Source organism: Microbulbifer regidiadema (SeqCode) (assembly GCF_052467605.1).
Genome location: NZ_CP174316.1, coordinates 580,759 through 599,954 on the forward strand (window position 1 = coordinate 580,759; position 19,196 = coordinate 599,954).

A 19,196-nucleotide genomic window follows, 5' to 3' on the forward strand; every position below is an offset into this window, starting at 1 on the left:
ACTGAAATCCATTTGATAGAGCTATGGAGACTGAAAAATGCAATCGAGCGATATAAACCGACGCCTGGTATTGGCATCGCGCCCAGAAGGCGCGCCGACGATAGAGAACTTCCGCCTGGAGCAGGCCCCTGTGGTCAAGCCGGAGGCTGGGGAGGTGTTGCTGCGCACGATCTACCTATCCCTCGATCCCTATATGAGGGGGCGAATGAATGATGCCAAGTCTTACGCCGAGCCGGTAGCGCTGGGGGACACAATGGTGGGGGGGACTGTGAGCCGCGTTGTCGAATCGCAACTGGACGGTTTCGAGGAGGGCGACTGGGTCCTGGGCTATAGCGGCTGGCAGGATTACGCCCTCTCTGATGGCACCGGGCTGATAAACCTGGGCAAGAGCCCCGAGTACCCCTCCTTCTCCCTGGGGGTGTTGGGTATGCCGGGAATTACAGCTTATTTTGGTTTGCTGGAAATTGGTGAACCCAAAGAGGGGGAGACCCTGGTAGTGGCGGCGGCGACCGGCCCGGTGGGGGCGACGGTTGGACAAATTGGCAAGTTGCAGGGGTGCCGGGTAGTCGGTGTGGCGGGCGGCGAGGAAAAGTGTCGCTATGCCGTAGAGAAATTGGGCTTCGATGTGTGCCTGGACCACCGCGCTGAAGATTTTGCCGAGCAGCTCGCCGCAGCCTGTCCCGATGGTATCGATATCTACTTTGAAAGTGTCGGTGGCAAGGTGTTCAACTCTGTGCAACCGCTGCTTAATGACTTCGCGCGGATTCCCGTGTGCGGGCTGATTTCACAATACAATGCAACCTCTCTGCCGGAGGGGCCCGATCGCACCAGTATGCTGATGGGGGATATATTGGTTAAGCGCTTAAAAATCCAGGGCTTTATTATTTTTGATTACTACGAGCGCTTCTATGAAGCAGTGCGTATATTAAATCAGTGGGTTGCTGAGGGCAGCATCAAATATCTTGAAGATAGGGTTGAGGGGCTGGAAGAAGCACCTGAAGCCTTTATCGGCCTGCTGGAAGGAAAGAACTTCGGCAAGTTGGTTGTGCGTGTCGGAAACGATGATTAAAGCAAAGTTGTCCGAGCTTGTGCGGAGAGAAATATGAAAATTTTGATGGTGCTAACTTCCCACGATGCGCTGGGTAATACGGGTGAGAAAACCGGTTTTTGGCTGGAGGAGTTCGTGGCACCTTATTACATTTTTAAGGATGCGGGGGCTGAAGTGACTTTGGCTTCACCCAAAGGCGGGCAGCCACCACTGGACCCTAAAAGTGATGAACCCGATTTCCAAACGGATGATACCCGTCGCTTCCAGGCCGATGCGGATGCTCAACAGATTTTGGCCAATACCCACGAGTTGGCCGATATGAGCGAGGCCGATTTTGATGCAGTCTTCTACCCAGGTGGACATGGCCCTCTGTGGGATCTGGCTGAGGACCCAGCCTCAATTGCCCTGATTGAACGTTTCTTTGCCGCAGACAAGCTGATCGGTGCTGTATGTCATGCCCCGGGTGTTTTCCGCCATACCCGCCGTCAAGACGGTGCCTTCCTGGTGTCGGGGAAAGGCGTGACGGGCTTCACTAACTCGGAGGAGGCCGCAGTTGGGTTGGTGGATGTAGTGCCGTTTTTGCTTGAGGATATGCTTGAGGAGCGCGGTGCAAACTACTCCAAGGGTGATGATTGGACACCCTATGTGGTGGTCGATGGCAAGCTGGTGACCGGCCAAAACCCGGCATCTTCGGCGGAAACGGCCCAGACTCTGCTGGGGTTTATCCCCGCCTGAGTCAGTGATGGAGCCGGTCGCTCAAAAGGCTTCTAAGCGACCGGTTTCCCTTGAGTCTTTCTGAGAGTAGAATACCCGACAAAGAAGCTTGGTTATTTGAGAGCCCATATGTCTGATTTGAATGTCACTATTACCGAACCCGCTCAGGAGTACCTGAAAGAGCTACTGGCCAAACAGGACTGTGAGGGTATTGCCATTCGCATGTTTGTTTCCAGTCCCGGTACGCCCAATGCCGAGACTTGCATCGCCTACTGCCGCCCGGGAGAAGAGGAAGAGGGTGATGTGATGTTGGAAATGAATGGTCTCAAAGCCTACTTTGAGGGGCGCAGTGTCCCCTACCTGGACGATGCCCGGGTCGACTACTCCTCGGACAAGATGGGTGGGCAGCTCACGATCCGTGCGCCCAACTCCCGTATGCCCAAGATTAACGACGACAGCCCCATCCAGGACCGGATCAACTACGTTTTATACAACGAAGTAAACCCCGGTCTGGCCGCTCACGGTGGACAGGTAAGTTTGGTGGAGGTGACTGAGGATATGTTTGCTGTGCTGAAGTTTGGCGGTGGTTGCCAGGGTTGCGGCATGGTGGATATGACTCTGAAAGAGGGTGTGGAAAAAACCCTCAAAGAGAAAATTCCCGAGCTCGCAGGGGTGAAGGATATTACGGATCACACCGATAAATCCCAGGCTTACTATTGAGTTCCTGCAACTGTCTTGAGTCGGCCAAGTGGCTCAAAAGAAAAAGGCGAACCTAGTGTTCGCCTTTTTTATTGCCGTGGCCCTCTTAGGTTAGATCCCGCGAAAGCCTCCCCACGAATTCCTCTCTTCCTGTATATATTTGAAATATTCCTCAATAGTAATTTGAAGTTTTGAGGTAAGGAAAAACGCCGGTGCAGCAATCGAGCGACAAGCTTGACACTTTGATTCTGCCTGCGCCAATCCCAGGGAAGAAAATCTATGTTTGACCAAGTGGTGTTTGCCGGTGGCGGCGTGCGCTGTACCTGGCAGATCGGGTTTTGGGAGTCGGTTGCAAAGGAAATCGATCTGGCACCGAGAGTTGTCAGTGCGGTATCTGCGGGAGCTTTGGTGGCCAGCCTGGTGTTGATGGGCAGATCTCTGGATGGGGTTGATCACTTTATTTCAGCATTTAAAGCCAATGGCAAAAATGTCTATTGGGAGAATATGTTCCGCAAGGACCCTGTATTCCCACACTATACAATTTACCGCCGGGCATTAAGTGAGTTGTTTTCCGGCGGTTTTGATCAGCTGCGCGAGGCGGCGGATTTGCGTATCGGCGTCAGCACCTCACCCAGGTGGTTGCCCGGCCCGATCGCATTAATGGTCGGTGCTGCGATCGATTACTCTGATACCTATATTTTCCCCAATCTTCATCCGAGCACGGCGGTTAAGCTGGGTTTCCGCCAATCTTTTCACAAAGTGCGCCACTGCTCCGAACCGTCGCAGCTAGAAAACTTGGTGATAACCTCGTCTTGCACCCCGCCACTGACGCCGCGCTTGAAGCTGGGCGGGGCGGAGGTACTGGATGGCGGTGTCGTGGATAGTGTCCCTATCGGGGGCTTAGATGCTACTGAGGGGCGGGTACTTATTTTGCTGACTCGGCGTTTTCCACAACTGCCGGATCGTTTTACCGTACAAAAATTTAACCAGGAGTGGACATACGTTCAGCCCTCGGGACATGTCCCCCTGAATGTGTGGGATTTTGCCAGCCCGGAAGAGGTGAAAGAGGCTTTCAGAATGGGAATTGCCGATGGTCGCCAATTCCTGGCGGCCCTCAGTGGCGAGGGGAGGCTTATTGCCGAGCGCCTTTAATTAGATTGGTTTTGTAGGCTCGGGCCAGTTCGGTGAGGCCGCTGTTCTTTAATAGGCCGCAGCGCTACCGCAGAATTAGTCGGGGGTCCCACTGAAGGCTTGGGGCAATATTTTTCTGCTTTGTTATTTTTAAGGGAGGAGCCTAATCAGGTGATGTTTCCAGTGGGGGGAGTGAGCCCACATGTTTAATCAAATGGTGTTTGGTGGTGGAGGGAGCCGCTGTACTTGGCAGATTGGTTTTTTGCTGTCATTAAGTCGCGATCTGCCCGTTCGCCCCGAAGTGGTATGCGCCGCCTCCGGGGGCAGTATGGTGGCGGCGCTTATGTTGACGGATCGCTGCCGGGAGGGAATTAACTACTTTCATTCTGTCTGTAAAAAAAATGAAAGGAATGTTTATTGGAATAATTCTTTCCGCAAAGAGCCGGTCTTTCCGCAGTTTGATATTTATCGCAAAGGGGTTCACGAGCTGTTTCACGATAGCCTTGAGTCTCTGCGTCAATCGGCAGATCTCAGGATTGCAGTGACCTATCCCCCCGAATGGCTGCCTGTGCCCTTGGCGTTGACACTGGGATTGGCGATTTTCTACTCCAACAAGCATATCTTTCGTGACCTGCACCCAAATACCGCGCTGAACCTGGGGTTCCGTCAGTTGTTTCACCCGGTGAGTAACTGCAAGGACGGCAGTGAGCTTGAACAGCTTATTTTAAGTTCCTGCTGCGCACCGCCTATCTCCCCCCGATTATCCCTTTATGGCGCCGAGGTGCTGGATGGTGCTCTGGTGGGCAATGCGCCGGTAGCTGGGTTGGATGCCATCAAGGGGCGGGTGTTGATTCTAGATACGGGGCGCTTTCCACATCTACCAAATAGCTTTAGCGTCCACAAAAAGGAGCAGGTTTGGACCTATGTGCAGCCATCCCGCCCCCTGCCTATAGGGATGTGGAATTTTTCCAACCCCTGCGCATTAAGGCGCACCCTGAAAATTGGCTTGGCCGATGGCCGCGCCTTTGTCGATGTACTCCTGTCGGGCAAAGAGCGCTTAGTGCAAATCTAGGGCGGTCCCTAAAAGGCATAGCGTTGGGGCTGTGCGCGCCGAGCTGAGTCTTAACATCTGTAGCCTTCAAGCCCGACAGAGGTATTGTGGAGTCATTTAGAGCCCCAGGTGGGCTGTGGCTCGATAGTAGCGGTTGCACAATATTTACAATTCCATTAGCTTATGCAATTAGTTGCATATGGGGCTTGGTAGAAGTCTGTGATCCGCGCGCCAAAACTGACTGGTCACGGTTTGGGGCTGCGATTTGAGAGATGGACTTGACTGGGGCTCTGAAGGCCGTAAAGCACGGGGGAAACTCTGGTGTTTTACCCCAAAAGTGGTTACAGGGAAGTAAAGTTATGTTTGACCAAGTTGTATTCGCTGGGGGTGGCGGGCGGTGTACCTGGCAGATTGGTTTTTGGGAATCGATCGCCGAGAGTATCGACCTCTCTCCCAAAGTCGTTACCGCAGTCTCTGCCGGGGGCTTGATGTCGAGCCTGGTATTGATGGGTAAGACGGAGGAGGCGCGAGAGTATTTTTGGTCTGCATTTGCAGCCAATCAAAAAAATGCATACTGGAGTAACCTGTTTGCGAAGGAGCCCGTATTCCCCCAGTACGGTATCTATCGCCATGCGATGCTAGAGCTGTTTCGCGATGGCCTGGAAACCCTTCGGCAGGGCGCCGAGTTGCGTATTGCAGTTGTCCACCCGCCCAAAGGGCTCGCCGGCGGTTTAGCGTTTGGGGTGGGCGCTATGGCCTACTACGCAGATAAGCACTTTTTGCGCAATCTCCACCCCAAGATAGCCCAGCGCCTGGGCTTTAAGCAGCAGTTTTATCGAGCGCGGGATTGCGCGAGTGTTGAGGAGTTGGTGGATTTGATTTTGTGCTCCTCTTGCACACCGCCGTTTACCCCGAGACTCCAGTTGCACGATCGCCCAGCCCTTGATGGAGGAGTAGTCGACAATATCCCTGTAGCGGGCCTGGATAGGGGCGAGGGCAGGGTGCTGGTACTGCTGACACGGCGCTATGACGGGTATCCAGATCGGTTTACACAGCGCAAAGGCGATCAGGTCTGGACTTATGTTCAGCCCTCCAAGCCACCATTTATCAGCGTTTGGGATTACACCAACCCTGAATTGGCACAGCAAACTTACGAGCTGGGCTGTGCTGACGGGCAGGAATTTTTACGAAAACAAGTGAACGAAGGGAAAGTTTCCAATGAACAACTCCAATAAAAAAATAGCGGAATCCATTGCTCTGTGGCATGAAATGGTCGCAGCGCAGGATCTGAGTCGTCTGCCAACAATCGTTGCGGAGGATGCGGTTTTCCGTTCACCGGCATTCTTTAAGCCCTACCACAGCTCCGCCGCTGTATGTCTGATTCTCAATACGGTTATGCAGGTGTTTGAGAGCTTTGAGTACGACCGTAAGTTTACCACTGAGTCGGGGTATGATCTGGCTCTGGAGTTCACCGCCAGTATCGGCGATAAAAGCCTGAAGGGGCTGGATATTATTCGCTTTGATGACGAGGGCAAGATCATTGAGTTTGAAGTGATGATCCGCCCCCTAAATGCCCTGCAAAAGTTGGCTGAGGAGATGTCTGGGCGCCTTTCCCAGTACGTGACTCAGTATAAGGATGTTCAGCAGGCTTGATGCCTGCTGAGTTGACAGTATAGAGACCGAGTGATTACTCGCTGGAATCGAAGTGCTCAAATACTTCGATTCCATCCATATAGGCCCCATCGAACCCTGCTTCAACAATCCTATATATGTAAGAATCATTGTTGCCGTAAATAATATCTTGCCAGCCCTGCTGCCAGTAATTCACGTAATAATTTCCCGATTCTCCGGGAACCTCTTCCAGTAGCCAGTCGGGTGGGCTGCTATACCAGTAGGAGTTCCAATAGTCCCGGCTGTCTTGTGCTTCGCCGATGTTGATGTAGGCTAAAACCAGGCGGCGTCCACCATTTTCTTTTTGTTTGAGCTGCTCAATTTGCTCTTCGGTATAGGGTTCGTCGTTAAAGAAGAAATCGATAATCAGTATGTCGTAGTCGGTTTCACTTAGAGTATCGACGAATTCCTCGGGTGTTGAAGAGAGGCGCGGATCTGTGATGTGGATAAAATTGCTGGCCTCATCGAGACTGTCGATATCCCGTGAGTTTACATTGAATGGCTCATCGGGGTGGCTCGGTATATCGTCCAGGGTTTCTGTATTTGCGGCAAAAGAAATATATTCAGCATCCTCATTATCCTGATAGGAGTCATTAATATCTTGTTGGATATTGGCGAAATCAGTAATCAGGATTGTATGGCCCTCATCTTTGGCCAAGTCTAGGTAAGTTTGCAGGCGCTGTGTTTCAGAGGTGCTAACCGGTTCGTTAACGATATTGTTTTCACCAAAGAATAGGGCCTCCTGGGCAAAGCCATCGGTGGCGTCCAGGTAGGCCTCATTGATCGAGCCGGTCGTGGCCGTTGTTGTGGTAATCAACTCAACCCCATTCTGGGGGACAATGATAAATTGCTGGTTGATATCCTTCGCGTAGGCGCTGATATCCTCTACGAAGTAACGCATTTCCCGATCATAATCGAGGGGTGACTGATTCAAATCCTCGGGAAGATCATCGAGGTTACAGCCCGATATCAATAGTGGGCTGAGAGATAATAAAAGTGTGCGGCGCAAAATACATCTCCATTGCTATAAGTGAGAACGCATTCGTTCTCAGAGCTTCACTGTGGGGCAAGCAGGTTCAGGTTTGCCTTATTGGTACGGGTTCCTATCCCGTGTGACAAACTGCGAGTTATTGCTAAATAATAACTGAACCGCTGCCCAGATAAACCACTTTGCCACCACTGGGGCAGCAAAATTTAAAAGACTAACGTCCCATATCCATTCTTTTTTTGGTCTTGGTGGTGGCAATAGCTGTTAGGGGGTCGTCGGGCCAGTAGTGTTTCTGATATTTAATCCGCAACTCCTTCTTAACCTCCTGGTAAGTATTGGCCCAAAAATTTGCAAGATCACGGGTAATTTGTACTGGCCGCCGCGCTGGTGATAGCAAATGGACCATCAGTGGATAGCGCTTGTTTAAGATGGTGGGGGTTTGCGTTAGACCAAACAGCTCTTGCAGTCGCACAGCCAGAATCGGCGGGGTTTCTTTATAGTCGATACTTATGCGGGAGCCGCTGGGAACCAGATAGTGGCTGGGGGCAAATTCGTCAAGTTTTTGCACTAAGTTCCATTCCAGTTGGCCGCGCAAGATATTTGCCAGGTCGAGTTGTGCGAGCTGCTCAAGTTTATTGAAGCCCTGTAAATGGGGGAGCAACCAATCTTCCATGGTATCGAGAAGCGCAGTATCACTCCAATCTGGTACTAGGGTGCCTGCGAGTAAGTCCTCAGACTCCGGGCTTTGGCGTAAAAATTCGATGCGAAAGCGCAATTGATCGGCTTCTGGAGTCCAGGGTAGGGAGGTCAGGCCTTTCTGGCGAATAGCGTTGAGCAGCGCGCGACTTAAAGCCTCAGCCGGAACCTGTTTGGCCGGTTGTTGGTGTAACACCAGTGCTCCCAGCATCGTTTGCTGAAGGGCTTCGGCGCGCCCAGAGGCTTGATCCCAGCGCACAGAGATATCTTCCTTTATTTGGGGAGCAAAGACTGCCTTTAAGGCGGACAGGGAAATTTCTGCGGCCAGTTGGATACGGGCATCGCGGCCCTGGCCATCGAGGTCAGCAATTACCAGGTATTCACTTAGGGCGAGAGCGTCGTCGTGGGAGAAGTGGGCGCCGCTCCCACTGGAGAGGAGATATCGGCGAGCACTGTCCCTGCGCGACTTGGCAATTCGATCTGGATAGGCGAGCCCGAGCAGGACGCCTATTTCATCTGAGCGATCGATAATCTGCTGAGGTTTCTCCATTCCCGCTGTAAATTCCTTCAGCTGAGCCAACCAGGTTTTGGACTGTTGGCGCACCCGGTGAATGGTGCCGCGATCCGCCTTTGGGTTATGGCCCTGAGACTTCAGGCTATGCATACGCTTGCTGATATCCCGGTCCCAGCGCGCCTCTCCCCGAAAGATATCCCTTTCCGACAGCAAGGCGGCGAGCAGGCAAGCCTGTTCCTGCAACCCCCAAGCAACACTGGCAACCAGCATATGAGCCAGGCGGGGGTGGGCACCCAATGTGAGCATGTTGGTGCCGTGAGGGGTGATTCGGAGTTTCTTATCGAGAGCGCCCAGCTGCTGTAATAGCTGTTGCGCCTGGGCCATCGGACCGGCGGGTGGGGTATCGAGCCAGTTGAGTTCACTGACATCGGTCACCCCCCACTTTGCCAGCTCCAGGGCCAGTGGGGCCAGGTCACTGCGTTTGATTTCCGGGGTATTTTTGGCACTCAATGAGCGCTGGCGGCCCTCGCTCCAGAGCCGCAGGCAATAGCCGGCACTTAAGCGCCCGGCCCGGCCGGTACGCTGGGTGGCAGAAGCTTGTGAAATATGGCTTGTCACCAATCGGTTCATCGCGCAGTTGGGGTTGAAGCGCGCTTCACGCATAAGTCCGGAATCGATAACAATCCGGATGCCTTCAATGGTCAAGCTGGTTTCTGCCACATTGGTGGCCAATACAATTTTGCGCTGCCCCTTTGCCGCAGGTGCTATGGCTTGATCTTGTTGCTCGCGGCTCAAATCTCCAAACAGTGGGGCGATAATAATATCGCGGTAATTATCATCCCCGCTGAATCGCTCATGCAGAAAGGCTTCTACCTGTTTAATCTCCGCAACCCCAGGAAGGAATGCCAGGATGCTGCCATCCTCCCGGTGCAAAGACTGTACAATTTTTCTCGCCATTAATGACGGCATTTGGCGCAGATCCTCAGGCTCTTCCCGCCGCTCCAGGTACTCGATATCTACTGGGAAGCTCCGTCCCTCGCTGGTGATGATGGGAGCGTTATTGAGCAGGGAGGAAACTGTATCGGTATCCAGAGTGGCCGACATAACCAGTAACTTGAGGTCTTCTCGCAGGTACTCCTGGGATTCCAGGCAAAGTGCGAGGGAGAGGTCAGCCTGTAAGCTGCGCTCGTGGAACTCATCAAATATCACCAGGGCGTATGAGGCCAGCTCTGGGTCTGCTTGTAGCAGGCGTGTAAGAACGCCCTCGGTCACTACCAGGATTCGGGTTTTTTGGCTGGACTGGCGCTCACCTCGGACCTGAAACCCAACGGTATTGCCAACTTTCTCGCCCAGTTGGGCCGCCATTCGTGCTGCTGCGGTTCGCGCAGCTAAGCGGCGCGGTTCCAGCATAATAATCTTCTTTCCGTTCAACCATGGCTCATCCAGTAGGGCCAGTGGCACAGCGGTTGTTTTACCGGCACCGGGTGGCGCCTGGAGTACGACATTGCTATGCCCACTTAGGGTCTGGAGCAGCTTGGGAAGGGTACTTTGAATAGGTAACTCAGACATGGGCGCGATTATAGTGATTTCGCAAGGTGTGGGGTACCAGTATTGGGACCTTATTCAAAGGTTAAGCCTAGGGCCAAAAGTTAAAGCGCGGCCCTTTCAAACTCTGTGGTCTTGACGGTTGTAGGGCGCAACGGAATAGGGCCTGAGCTGAACTATATTCCCATGTGTTTTAGTCACTACTGTACGGGAGGGGGGTATGGCGATAAATATTCGTCGCGTAGTAACGGGCTGTGATTCTCAGGGTAAACCGGTGGTGCTTATGGATGACCGGGGTTTGCATACCAGTAGTTGGCGCCCACATATGATCCAGCAGCAGTTATGGACCACCCGGGATTTACCTGTGGATTTATGTGAAGATGGCGAGGACCGGGGAGGGTGCAATATTGCTGGAACTACTATTCCAGGAGGGTCAGTTTTTAAGGTGGTAGAGTTTGGGCCGGGAGTGACTCCACGATCCCACCAAACCGATAGTATCGATTATGCGGTGGTAATGTCTGGAAAGATTGAAATGGAGATGGGCGATGAGGTTGTTGTGCAATTGTCAGCGGGTGATACGCTGGTTCAGCGGGGCACGGTTCACAATTGGGTCAATAGCGGTGAGGAGCCCTGCGTGATTGCTTTTGTATTGATTAGCTCTACGGGAAGTGCGGCATTTGGCTAGTGTTCTTCATGATTAGTTATTTTCGAGGCTTTCTCTATTTCTGGGTGTTATTGAATCGAATGCGCCGAGGAGGCTTAAATTTTCGACTGATTTGACTGGCTGCATACAAATTGCAAAATCTCAATTGAAGTAGGTTTGAGCTAATAGAAAACCCCAGAAGGTGCCTGCTGCATGCTTGACTGGGACATCATAGGTATTTGCGAGAGAAGAGGTCGGCATGAAGCCATTTTATTTATCGTTCGTTGTTCCAGATCCAGGGAAGGCAAGAGCGTTTTACGTAAACCTGTTTGGCTGTGCAGTAGGTCGAGATACAGGAAGGTGTATTGATGCGATATTTTATGGGCATCAAATCACTATACATCAAGAAAGAGATTTCAGGCACTGTAGTGGGTGGCAATAAATAGCAAAAAGGTGGCTGCTAGCTAGGGATTTTCTAAGAGGTTAGCCTTTAGCCCTGCTTCTGATAACTTGTAGTGGTTCAGGCTTGATCTGACAGTTGCCAATTTTTCAGAAGATGCGCTGTCAGGTCAGGTTTAGTTTTCAAGCTTTCCCTTCCAGTCGGAGTTGAAGGCGGGAAATAAACTTAATCGATTAGCCGAGATAAAGAAGGATCTACGGCACATATTTCTTCAGCCACCCTGGACCCAGGTACAACCAATTCAAAATCAGAAAATTCAAACCCCGGCCCCACTGAACACCCCGCTAGAACGTAATTTCCTAAAGGCTCCGCAGCCTGCCAAACACCAGCCTGTACCACATGGCAAAACACCTTACTCTTCTCTGATATCTCAATACGCTCTAAAAGGCCAAGTTCTTCATCCCAAATCGTTAGATATAGACCGTCCCCTTGATATAGGTTCCAAACCTCATCCGCTTCTACCCGGTGAAATCGTGACACTTCACCTTTTTGCAAGGAGAAATAAATATGTGTTATGGCGCTTCGTTTTTGCCCATCCTCTCTGGTCACAATCGCACTCGATTTAAATACCTCAAGAAATTTCCCGCCTTCAGGATGAGCAATTAGGTTGTCAGGTTTCATAGATAGGCCTCGACTATAAAGGTATCAATAAAATATTGTGCTTTATATTGCTTGTAGTAGTCCCTGTCTTACTCGTCATCTATGTTGGAAATCCTGTCGACTACACTGCCTATGGGCTTTTTCATCGCAGTCACAACTGCTGTCAACTCCTCACTATATAACACAGACTCTTAGGGGGGCTTAAGTTTCCTCAGCTAGAGGTTGGATTTAAAAATATCAGTCGGCTGTATAAAATATAGCTTGCGAAACTTTGCCGCTCCTGGGGGCGAGGGCTGAACAAAATGCTAATAGTTGTTTAAGGCGCTTATTTTAGATGACTGGAAACTGGCAAGATACCCCAAGCCCGAATTGATGGTGCAGTATTTAGAATCAACCCTGGGCTTAAGGTAGTATTAAATGACCTGAGTCTGCTTGAATTTCTGGTGGGTAGATATGTACCACTTATGTTGGTAGGCTAGGGTTTACCTATTATTTATTTCTGGGAAGCCTAAAGGTTGGACTTCCCAGGCGAAGGGGTCGCTATTCCGCGCTTAAGTTTTATCACCAATTTCAGAAAATTTGACGTTTGTGATAATGCCGTCAGTGTTGTAGTTGAGGATTAGAATTTTTTGGTAGGATGTTGGCTGGAATATAGCCTTGCTAGTCTGGCTATACATATAAACTTTGGCCTTTTCTGCTTTGTTACTAATCAGTGGATATTGATATTCTCCGGAAGGTTTGCCTAGCAATTTCTGCGCTTCCTGAATGGTGGTTTGGCCTTCTTTGATTAGTGGTACTTTTGATTCATCAAAGTCAGTAGAATCTTCGGCAAGAGAACTGACAAAATCTTGCCCGATAAGCTTTTCGTTAAAAAAGTAGAACCCTTGGTTACGAGTGCCGTTAATATTTTCTTTAACTGTTTTTTTTCCTATAGTGGGGTATACGTAGGCAATTGTTACAATTTGTTGATTGTTTTTTATAAACATCCCTTTTTCATAGGGTTTGCCAAGTTTCTCTTTAATCGTTTTCTCGGTGTCGATACCCAATACGACTTCATTTTCTTCTGGGGGCTTTGGGCCAATCCCACTACACCCGGATAATACCAATAGGGAAAAAATAACTGTTATTAGTCCTTTCACTACTACCTCCTCATTATGTCCTTCAGATCTTCCATGACCTGAATATGTGGCGCGCATCCTACAATCGGCACCTTGTAATTACCAGTACTTGATTGGGCTAATTGATATCTCGGAATTACAGTAGGCTGGCGGACTTTATAGGCGACAGGCTTGGTAAGGCTTGCCGAGAGCGCAGAGTCAACCAGGGGCACCTGAATGGTATCGTGTCTGCTTGGAAATACTACAGACCATTGAATGACATCGATACAGGGGCCTAGTTCCTATCTATTTGTAAAGTATTTCAGATAAGGCCCATTCGTGCGTATCTCACCGGGCTTGTCATGAATTAACAATTTCCTTGCAAGAGGAGGGGACTGAGGCGAGTAGGGAAGGGGGCGACATCAGATAGCTCGGCTCTGCTTGATAGATGTCGCTAATGGCTTCTGTCACTGCTGCTTTCATTGGGACTAAAAGCATAGAGGGGTCAGGGGGTGTCTGATAGTTGCGCTACCCGGTTGCTACTACACACATTAAGCCGCCGAAAGCTACAGTTTCTTCCACGCCTGGGCGCGCTCTGGTTTGAATCGTACCGCACTTAGATTTCTTGCATAACTCGCACGCGATCTGCAAATGCCCGCTGTGAGATGGAAATATCTGGGGCAAAAAGTTCCCAGGAGTGAATGACACCGGGACGAACATGGAGTTCCGTACTGACACCAGCATCGGTGAGTAAGCGGGCATATTGCATATCTTCATCGCGGAAAATATCCAGTTCGCCAACATCGATAAATGCCGGAGGGAGATCTCGGGCATCCTGTAGGCGTGCCGGCGCTGCGTGGGGGCTGACACTGGGACTTCCTACTTGATTACCCAGGTAAGCTGTCCATCCAGTAAGGTTGTCTTCGTAGGTCCAGGTGATAAATGGCAACAATTGGGGATCGGGAGTGACTGTCCTGTCATCTAACATGGGGTATAGCAATAGCTGCCGCGCGAGAGATGGCCCCTTCTTATCCCGGGCCATAATGGTTAGGGCAGCAGCTAGCCCACCTCCAGCACTATCCCCCATTACACCAATTCGTGTGGGGTCAATGGAGAGCTCCTGAGCATTCTGAAACAGCCATACAAGTCCACGATAGCAGTCGTCGATCGGTGTGGGGTAGGGGAATTCAGGGGCCTTTCGATAGTTTACCGATAGGAGTGGGACTCCGCTGGCGGCGACATACTGTGCAAGTACCAGGTCGTAGCGGGAGATATCGTGGCAAATTAGACCGCCCCCGTGAATATAGAGGATAGCGGAGCCCGGATTACTATCCGCTTTTCGGTACCAGCGCAGCTGCACCTCTTCATGGTCTGCACCGCGAGTGGCAAAATTCTGGAAGATAACATCTGCGGGAAAGGTATGCCCATGAAAGAGTGCCTGGGTAAGCACCGCGCCATTTTTGCGACGGGTGTCTATGTCGCCAATAGGGGCCTCTGCCAAGCTATCTAGTAAGTTGGCATATTTGCCAAGGGCGGTAGAAAATTCCGAGTCTAGGTAAAAGCCCATAGTTAGGTTCCTTTATCAGAGTTCCTTCCTGTAAGAGTCCACGCCTAAATGTGGACCCTTATCCGGTAAATGTCAGCACTCACAGTAGGATTCGATGACACCACTTGCAGCTTACAAGTCCTGATTGGTCTGTCGGTAGTTCATGACTCCTCTATTTTTTTCAGTACGATTCAGTCGTGTTATCATTCTGGCAGTACGGTAGGATGGGTTTTCCCCCTTTTTTTTCTAAAAATCGTTGACTAGGCCCAGAAAGAAAAGGCCCTTGATCTTGGCGTGAAACTTCAAACAGGCTATTAATGGTGGATCATTGATTAGAGGCGTAAATATTTACGTTGTCCAGTATTTGTAGGCAGTTTATGGAGTTCTATGGCGGAGGGCGGCTAACGGTATGAGGCGGTAGCTAGCCAACGTCTGGCAAGCGCGGGTGAAGATAGGGGCTGTATGCTTTAGTGCTTCAAGTAGAGTGAGGGCTCCTTAGTTATCTCAAAATATTCAAATCTAGACCGCAACCCGTATATTGACTCCAGCGGGTTTTGTCTGATGCTAAGCCAGTCTAAGATTCTGTAATTCTGCCATTAACATCAATTTTACGGATTTTAATGGCAGTGAAGATTGAATTTACTGCTTGTGCTGTCGCTCCGCTTTTAATAAGAGGAACGGGTTACTAAGGGCTGGGTTGGGGCTCTTTCGTGGCCTGAAATAGTAATTCTATCAGCTCTTGATTAATTTCTTTCTGGTGTTCAGCTCTCAAGTTCCTCATGTACTCAGACTCGCCGGGAACGGTGATTTCAGGAAGTATCTCTTTAACCGCAGTATCGCCATTCCATTTTACGGTAGCTCTGCTGTCGAAGCTGGTTCTGAATTTTATATATTTATCTTTGTTGATAAATACGTAGCTATTTGAGAAATATTCTATATCATTTTTATCGGTAAGCATGAAGGATGACTTCTGGCCGGAGTAGGACTTATCACCGGTTTTGAAATTAAACGCTTCAATACTTTCCTCTGATCTGGCTTTATAGTGGCCGTGCTCTACCGCCAGGTCAATTTCATCTCGGATATCTTTCATCTCTATAGCGATAATTTCGTCAGTATCCTCCCATGAAATAGTGTCGATAGGATATATGTAGATATTGATGATATCAGTAGGGTATTGCTTGTTGTCGTACTTTAGGGCAATTCCCAGCATGGGTTCATCGAAAATACTGCTTTTTGCGAGTACAAAGCTGTTGGTTTCTTCTGGGGCGATTAAGTCTTGTTGATAATTGCTTGCATCGTGTGGTCGTATAGACCCGCATGAAGCCACAATAATACTGGTTAGTATGATAAAAATCTTGGTTTTCATTCTCTCTCCCTGGTGGCCTGTTTTTTTGTGCGCATAATTGTTCTTAGTATGCCCTTTGTGAATTTGCAGTCTTTTGATATTCCAATTTGTTGTTTAATTCGGCTTGTGGGGTAGATGTATTTTCTTGTTGAGTCCCTCTGTTTGAAGTTCTATTTCTGCTTTATTCTTCAGGGTTTATTTTGACCGATTTTTAGTTGGGTTGCACGCCTTGAAGCTTAATTTTTGACTATTTTTCCTATCTTTTGTATCAAGGAAAGGATTCTGTTGTCATTTTTTATTATCTTTTGGTTTTTTGTTTCGCCTATTGAGTATTTTTTGTGGGTGTAATAGATGCTGGCTTCTCTATGATATGTAAGCCTTTTATACCTCTTGTTTGGGAACTTTTGGATCATAAAAGCACAAGGTGATTTTATGACCATATGTTTATGTTGGATCTATTGCAAAGAGTGGATGTTTATGAAGTCAACTTCGATTTGTAACTAACCGGTCATGTTTCGATTTTATTGTTTTGTACCTTTTTAAATGTGTGTTTTTGAGCTGAGAGTAAACGTTTATCTAGATCAAGAGACGCATAAATTATGGAAGTGTAAAGTAGGGTAAATGACCGGATTAGACTACTTGGTACTGTTGTAGCTTATCGGGTCGCAATAGGTGGCGCACCTGTTTCATTTATTCAGTTCAATAGGGAGGGAAATTAGCGGGGGTTTATATTTTGCAGTAACTATAAAAAATACTTATCAGGAAAATATAATGAATAAAATGATTGGTTTGGTTTTGAGCTTATTCTTGAGTTTGTCACTCTCGATGCAGGTTAGTGGCGAAATTGATTCTAGTGATGATAAAGTGAAGCGTCTGGACCTACAGGGGCAGATCGATACAAAGGCCCCACTGTCAAAGACCCTATGGGCGGGGGCGCATAATGCCTATGCGTCCTATCAATGGGATCAGGGAGTTTATACGGATGTGAACCAGTGGTATGCCCCGGAAAAACTGTTCAGTCGCGGTATTCGTCTTGTTGAATACGATGTGTACCCCGCTTCCAATCTCAGCTCTACCCCACACCTATGTCATATGGGCCTGGAAGAGGCCACCATGTGCATCTATATGTTCGGCACCGCTGCAACACTGGGAGATGGGTTGGATGAAATTAAAGATTTTCTTGTAGAGAATATTGATGAGGTGATTTTTCTAAAATTTGAAGCCTACGACTCTGATTACCACCAAAATTTCCGCAATAAAATTGGTGAAAAAATTGAAAGTAGGTTAGGTGATTTGGTATTTAAACCCACTGATTGGGGGTATACGGAAGATGATTGCGCCTCTCTACCGGTACAGACATTAACGAAACAGGATGTGTTAGATGCCGGGCGCAACGTTATCTTATTTATTCAGGTGCCAAGGGAATATCCCCATACCGGTGATAATGATCTCTGTGACTATCACGACGAATCAAATACTTCTAAATTCAGGCGTAATGTTTGGATCGGTGTGGATGAAATGGATGCATCGGGGAATCTCACACCCAATGAGCCTTTGGCACAAAATTCCAGTCAACTTACATCTGATATTGATGGCAATACCTCTGCGGCCACCCATTATCACAATGGAAATCTTAGTGTGGCTCTGGATGCAACAACGGAGTACAGCAAGGATGATATCAAGTATTCCGGCAGCGCCATTAAAGAGAAGGCCGAAGCCGGATATAACATACTTGAATTGGCACTGGTGGAGGCCAATGCGACCACTATAGGCGCCTCTAAAGCACCACAAATCGAAGATTTCACCTGGTCTTGGCGTAATGATTCCCCCAGTGGCAGCCATAGCTGCGCCTGGCTAAGTAGTGATGGTGAAATTCGCGATTATAGCTGCAGTACAGAGCGGGTTTTTGCCTGCCTAGACGATGAGCGAAATTGGCATATTAGCCGTACTTCTGGGGCTTGGAGCGAAGGTTATACAATCTGTGCGGCCGATGGTTATCATTATGGTATGCCCTACAATGCACTTGAGAATGCAGCGCTCTATGCTAAGAGAAACTCAGAAGGGGTTTCCACTTCGGTTTGGGTAAACTACTACGAACCATTTGAAGGATTCTGGATTGCCAACCAGACGAGCTATTCGGATTTTGGGTATATCAAAAAAGATGCACTCGGAGGCACTGGTGGTGATGAATTCGATTCGATCGATTTGGTAAAACGCAAATTACTTGGTAGTGGAACCATGAATCTAAAATCGGTACAGATTCGTTCCGGTAGCCGAATTGATGGGCTCAAGGTTTGCTATGAATTCAAGCAATCACTCAGCCATGCCACAGCCAGTGACCATGAATATTGTATTGAGTATGGCGATGGTGATGGGGGCTCAATGGGTAGCGTGTTGAGTTTTGATTCTGCCAGCGGTGAATATCTCGATGATGTTAAAATCTGTATTGATGATGAAAAGCATGAAAGTGGTAGTGTTTACTATCTCAAATTAACTTCGAGCAATAACTCATTTATTTCAGGTGGAAGCCAGCAGGGATCTTGTAAGACTTATTCATCCACCTCATCCCAGCAGATTTTTGCTTTTCATGGGCGTCACGGTGATGAAATTGATGCACTAGGGGTACATAAACTGTCCAATACCTTGGTCAATCCAGGTTACTATATCAGCGAATGGTTGGAACTGGATAACCCTTCCTCAGATGACATGGATCATGAAACCTTTAATGAGTACAAGGTAGCTGGAAATATTGCTGATAACTGTTCTGTAAGTGATATTGCAGGTATTAAGGCCAGGTTGGTGGACACCAAGTTGGATTACACTCTTACTGGTGAAAGTATACATGTGGGGAATACCGGCTCAGATTATCATTTTTCCTGCGCTACGGGAGATTGTAGTGATTATGAGGTGAAGTACTTCTTTACTAAGGCGGCTTGCCAGCCCTAACAATCCCCTCCCGGCAGCAGGAATGCTGCCGGTGCCCTCCCTGTGGCCGACTTCGCTATTTTAATCAACAATCACCGGCCGCTCATCAATATCAATACGATCTGGGATAAGTTTTACTCCTGATTCTAAGCCTATCCAGTTACGATAAGATTTACCTTGGTAGACACGGCCCTCAGTTAAATTGATTAATTCAGTGACTTTCTCCGAACTTGTGTTTTTCAGTTGATGGTCGATTTGCATCTTTATGGCGAAGTCGAACTTAGTATGCTTCCTACCCCCATACCGTAACTGTAGGCTTTGCGGTGGGTGCTTTTAGCACAGTAAGAGCTGCAACGATACAGTTCACGAGAGATGGTTTTGTTGGAACGATTGGCTGCTGCGCAATGGCTCGGGTTGAATCGTCCTGTCTATTGATTGCTTCTATCTGGTATCGTTCTTTTAAGCTCAGCGGGCTCCCTTTGCTATTGCCAAGAATGTCAGTTGTTATGGGAATCTAGGGTAT

Annotated in this window: 15 protein-coding genes; 9 read left to right on the forward strand and 6 right to left on the reverse strand. The window is 48.9% G+C overall.

Annotated elements, in window-relative coordinates; all coding sequences use genetic code 11:
• The first annotated feature begins 37 nt into the window (after nucleotides 1-37).
• The 7 genes from curA (at nucleotide 38) to ACJJIF_RS03435 (ending at nucleotide 6,296) form a co-directional block, all read left to right on the forward strand.
• Nucleotides 38-1,069, forward strand: a complete 1,032-nt coding sequence (gene curA / locus ACJJIF_RS03405) for an NADPH-dependent curcumin/dihydrocurcumin reductase (RefSeq protein ID WP_444930841.1) — start codon at nucleotides 38-40, stop codon at nucleotides 1,067-1,069.
• A 33-nt stretch (nucleotides 1,070-1,102) separates the two neighbouring features.
• Nucleotides 1,103-1,783 (forward strand): type 1 glutamine amidotransferase domain-containing protein, encoded by a 681-nt coding sequence (locus ACJJIF_RS03410; protein ID WP_444930842.1) that lies wholly within the window; start codon nucleotides 1,103-1,105, stop codon nucleotides 1,781-1,783.
• A gap of 108 nt (nucleotides 1,784-1,891) precedes the next feature.
• A complete protein-coding gene (gene nfuA, locus ACJJIF_RS03415) occupies nucleotides 1,892-2,482 on the forward strand; it encodes a Fe-S biogenesis protein NfuA (RefSeq protein WP_444930843.1) in 591 nt (196 codons plus the stop codon).
• A 258-nt stretch (nucleotides 2,483-2,740) separates the two neighbouring features.
• Nucleotides 2,741-3,613 carry a patatin-like phospholipase family protein gene (locus ACJJIF_RS03420; protein ID WP_444930844.1) on the forward strand — a complete coding sequence of 291 codons (873 nt, stop codon included), beginning with the start codon at nucleotides 2,741-2,743 and terminating at the stop codon, nucleotides 3,611-3,613.
• A 181-nt stretch (nucleotides 3,614-3,794) separates the two neighbouring features.
• Nucleotides 3,795-4,664 carry a patatin-like phospholipase family protein gene (locus tag ACJJIF_RS03425; RefSeq protein ID WP_444930845.1) on the forward strand — a complete coding sequence of 290 codons (870 nt, stop codon included), beginning with the start codon at nucleotides 3,795-3,797 and terminating at the stop codon, nucleotides 4,662-4,664.
• Between the two features lie 338 nt (nucleotides 4,665-5,002).
• A complete protein-coding gene (locus ACJJIF_RS03430; protein WP_444930846.1) occupies nucleotides 5,003-5,878 on the forward strand; it encodes a patatin-like phospholipase family protein in 876 nt (291 codons plus the stop codon).
• Nucleotides 5,862-6,296, forward strand: a complete 435-nt coding sequence (locus ACJJIF_RS03435) for a nuclear transport factor 2 family protein (protein ID WP_444930847.1) — start codon at nucleotides 5,862-5,864, stop codon at nucleotides 6,294-6,296. The genes ACJJIF_RS03430 and ACJJIF_RS03435 overlap by 17 nt, the downstream gene beginning before the upstream one ends.
• Nucleotides 6,297-6,330: 34 nt before the next feature.
• On the opposite strand, the gene ACJJIF_RS03440 is transcribed toward ACJJIF_RS03435, so the two are convergent.
• Together ACJJIF_RS03440 and hrpB are read right to left on the reverse strand one after the other, a co-directional pair.
• On the reverse strand, nucleotides 6,331-7,323 hold the full coding sequence (locus tag ACJJIF_RS03440; protein ID WP_444930848.1) for an endo alpha-1,4 polygalactosaminidase: 993 nt from the start codon (nucleotides 7,321-7,323) through the stop codon (nucleotides 6,331-6,333).
• Between the two features lie 193 nt (nucleotides 7,324-7,516).
• The gene (gene hrpB, locus ACJJIF_RS03445) at nucleotides 7,517-10,081 is read right to left on the reverse strand and encodes an ATP-dependent helicase HrpB (protein ID WP_444930849.1); all 2,565 of its coding nucleotides are present in this window, start codon (nucleotides 10,079-10,081) and stop codon (nucleotides 7,517-7,519) included.
• A 196-nt stretch (nucleotides 10,082-10,277) separates the two neighbouring features.
• Here hrpB and ACJJIF_RS03450 point away from each other — a divergent pair, with 196 nt between their 5' ends.
• Nucleotides 10,278-10,742: a cupin domain-containing protein gene (locus ACJJIF_RS03450; protein WP_444930850.1), complete on the forward strand. Its 465-nt coding sequence runs from the start codon at nucleotides 10,278-10,280 to the stop codon at nucleotides 10,740-10,742.
• Nucleotides 10,743-11,325: 583 nt separating this feature from the next.
• Here ACJJIF_RS03450 and ACJJIF_RS03455 read toward each other — a convergent pair.
• The 4 genes from ACJJIF_RS03455 to ACJJIF_RS03470 form a co-directional block, all read right to left on the reverse strand.
• Nucleotides 11,326-11,781 (reverse strand): cupin domain-containing protein, encoded by a 456-nt coding sequence (locus ACJJIF_RS03455; protein WP_444930851.1) that lies wholly within the window; start codon nucleotides 11,779-11,781, stop codon nucleotides 11,326-11,328.
• 530 nt (nucleotides 11,782-12,311) lie between these two features.
• Nucleotides 12,312-12,899: a hypothetical protein gene (locus ACJJIF_RS03460; RefSeq protein WP_444930852.1), complete on the reverse strand. Its 588-nt coding sequence runs from the start codon at nucleotides 12,897-12,899 to the stop codon at nucleotides 12,312-12,314.
• Between the two features lie 574 nt (nucleotides 12,900-13,473).
• Nucleotides 13,474-14,424 (reverse strand): alpha/beta hydrolase, encoded by a 951-nt coding sequence (locus tag ACJJIF_RS03465; RefSeq protein ID WP_444930853.1) that lies wholly within the window; start codon nucleotides 14,422-14,424, stop codon nucleotides 13,474-13,476.
• A gap of 664 nt (nucleotides 14,425-15,088) precedes the next feature.
• Nucleotides 15,089-15,769: a hypothetical protein gene (locus ACJJIF_RS03470; protein WP_444930854.1), complete on the reverse strand. Its 681-nt coding sequence runs from the start codon at nucleotides 15,767-15,769 to the stop codon at nucleotides 15,089-15,091.
• Between the two features lie 750 nt (nucleotides 15,770-16,519).
• Between ACJJIF_RS03470 and ACJJIF_RS03475 the strand changes: the two genes are divergently transcribed.
• Complete coding sequence (locus tag ACJJIF_RS03475; RefSeq protein ID WP_444930855.1) at nucleotides 16,520-18,694, forward strand: jacalin-like lectin; 2,175 nt, start codon at nucleotides 16,520-16,522, stop codon at nucleotides 18,692-18,694.
• Nucleotides 18,695-19,196 lie beyond the last annotated feature (502 nt).

Bases quoted from the DNA above. Each gene is read 5' to 3' on its own strand.
- nfuA (WP_444930843.1), top strand. From the start codon at position 1,892: ATGTCTGATTTGAATGTCACTATTACCGAACCCGCTCAGGAGTACCTG.
- ACJJIF_RS03425 (WP_444930845.1), top strand. From the start codon at position 3,795: ATGTTTAATCAAATGGTGTTTGGTGGTGGAGGGAGCCGCTGTACTTGG.
- ACJJIF_RS03420 (WP_444930844.1), top strand. From the start codon at position 2,741: ATGTTTGACCAAGTGGTGTTTGCCGGTGGCGGCGTGCGCTGTACCTGG.
- ACJJIF_RS03430 (WP_444930846.1), top strand. From the start codon at position 5,003: ATGTTTGACCAAGTTGTATTCGCTGGGGGTGGCGGGCGGTGTACCTGG.
- ACJJIF_RS03450 (WP_444930850.1), top strand. From the start codon at position 10,278: ATGGCGATAAATATTCGTCGCGTAGTAACGGGCTGTGATTCTCAGGGT.
- ACJJIF_RS03470 (WP_444930854.1), bottom strand. From the start codon at position 15,769: ATGAAAACCAAGATTTTTATCATACTAACCAGTATTATTGTGGCTTCA.
- ACJJIF_RS03465 (WP_444930853.1), bottom strand. From the start codon at position 14,424: ATGGGCTTTTACCTAGACTCGGAATTTTCTACCGCCCTTGGCAAATAT.
- ACJJIF_RS03410 (WP_444930842.1), top strand. From the start codon at position 1,103: ATGAAAATTTTGATGGTGCTAACTTCCCACGATGCGCTGGGTAATACG.
- ACJJIF_RS03455 (WP_444930851.1), bottom strand. From the start codon at position 11,781: ATGAAACCTGACAACCTAATTGCTCATCCTGAAGGCGGGAAATTTCTT.
- ACJJIF_RS03475 (WP_444930855.1), top strand. From the start codon at position 16,520: ATGAATAAAATGATTGGTTTGGTTTTGAGCTTATTCTTGAGTTTGTCA.
- hrpB (WP_444930849.1), bottom strand. From the start codon at position 10,081: ATGTCTGAGTTACCTATTCAAAGTACCCTTCCCAAGCTGCTCCAGACC.
- curA (WP_444930841.1), top strand. From the start codon at position 38: ATGCAATCGAGCGATATAAACCGACGCCTGGTATTGGCATCGCGCCCA.
- ACJJIF_RS03435 (WP_444930847.1), top strand. From the start codon at position 5,862: ATGAACAACTCCAATAAAAAAATAGCGGAATCCATTGCTCTGTGGCAT.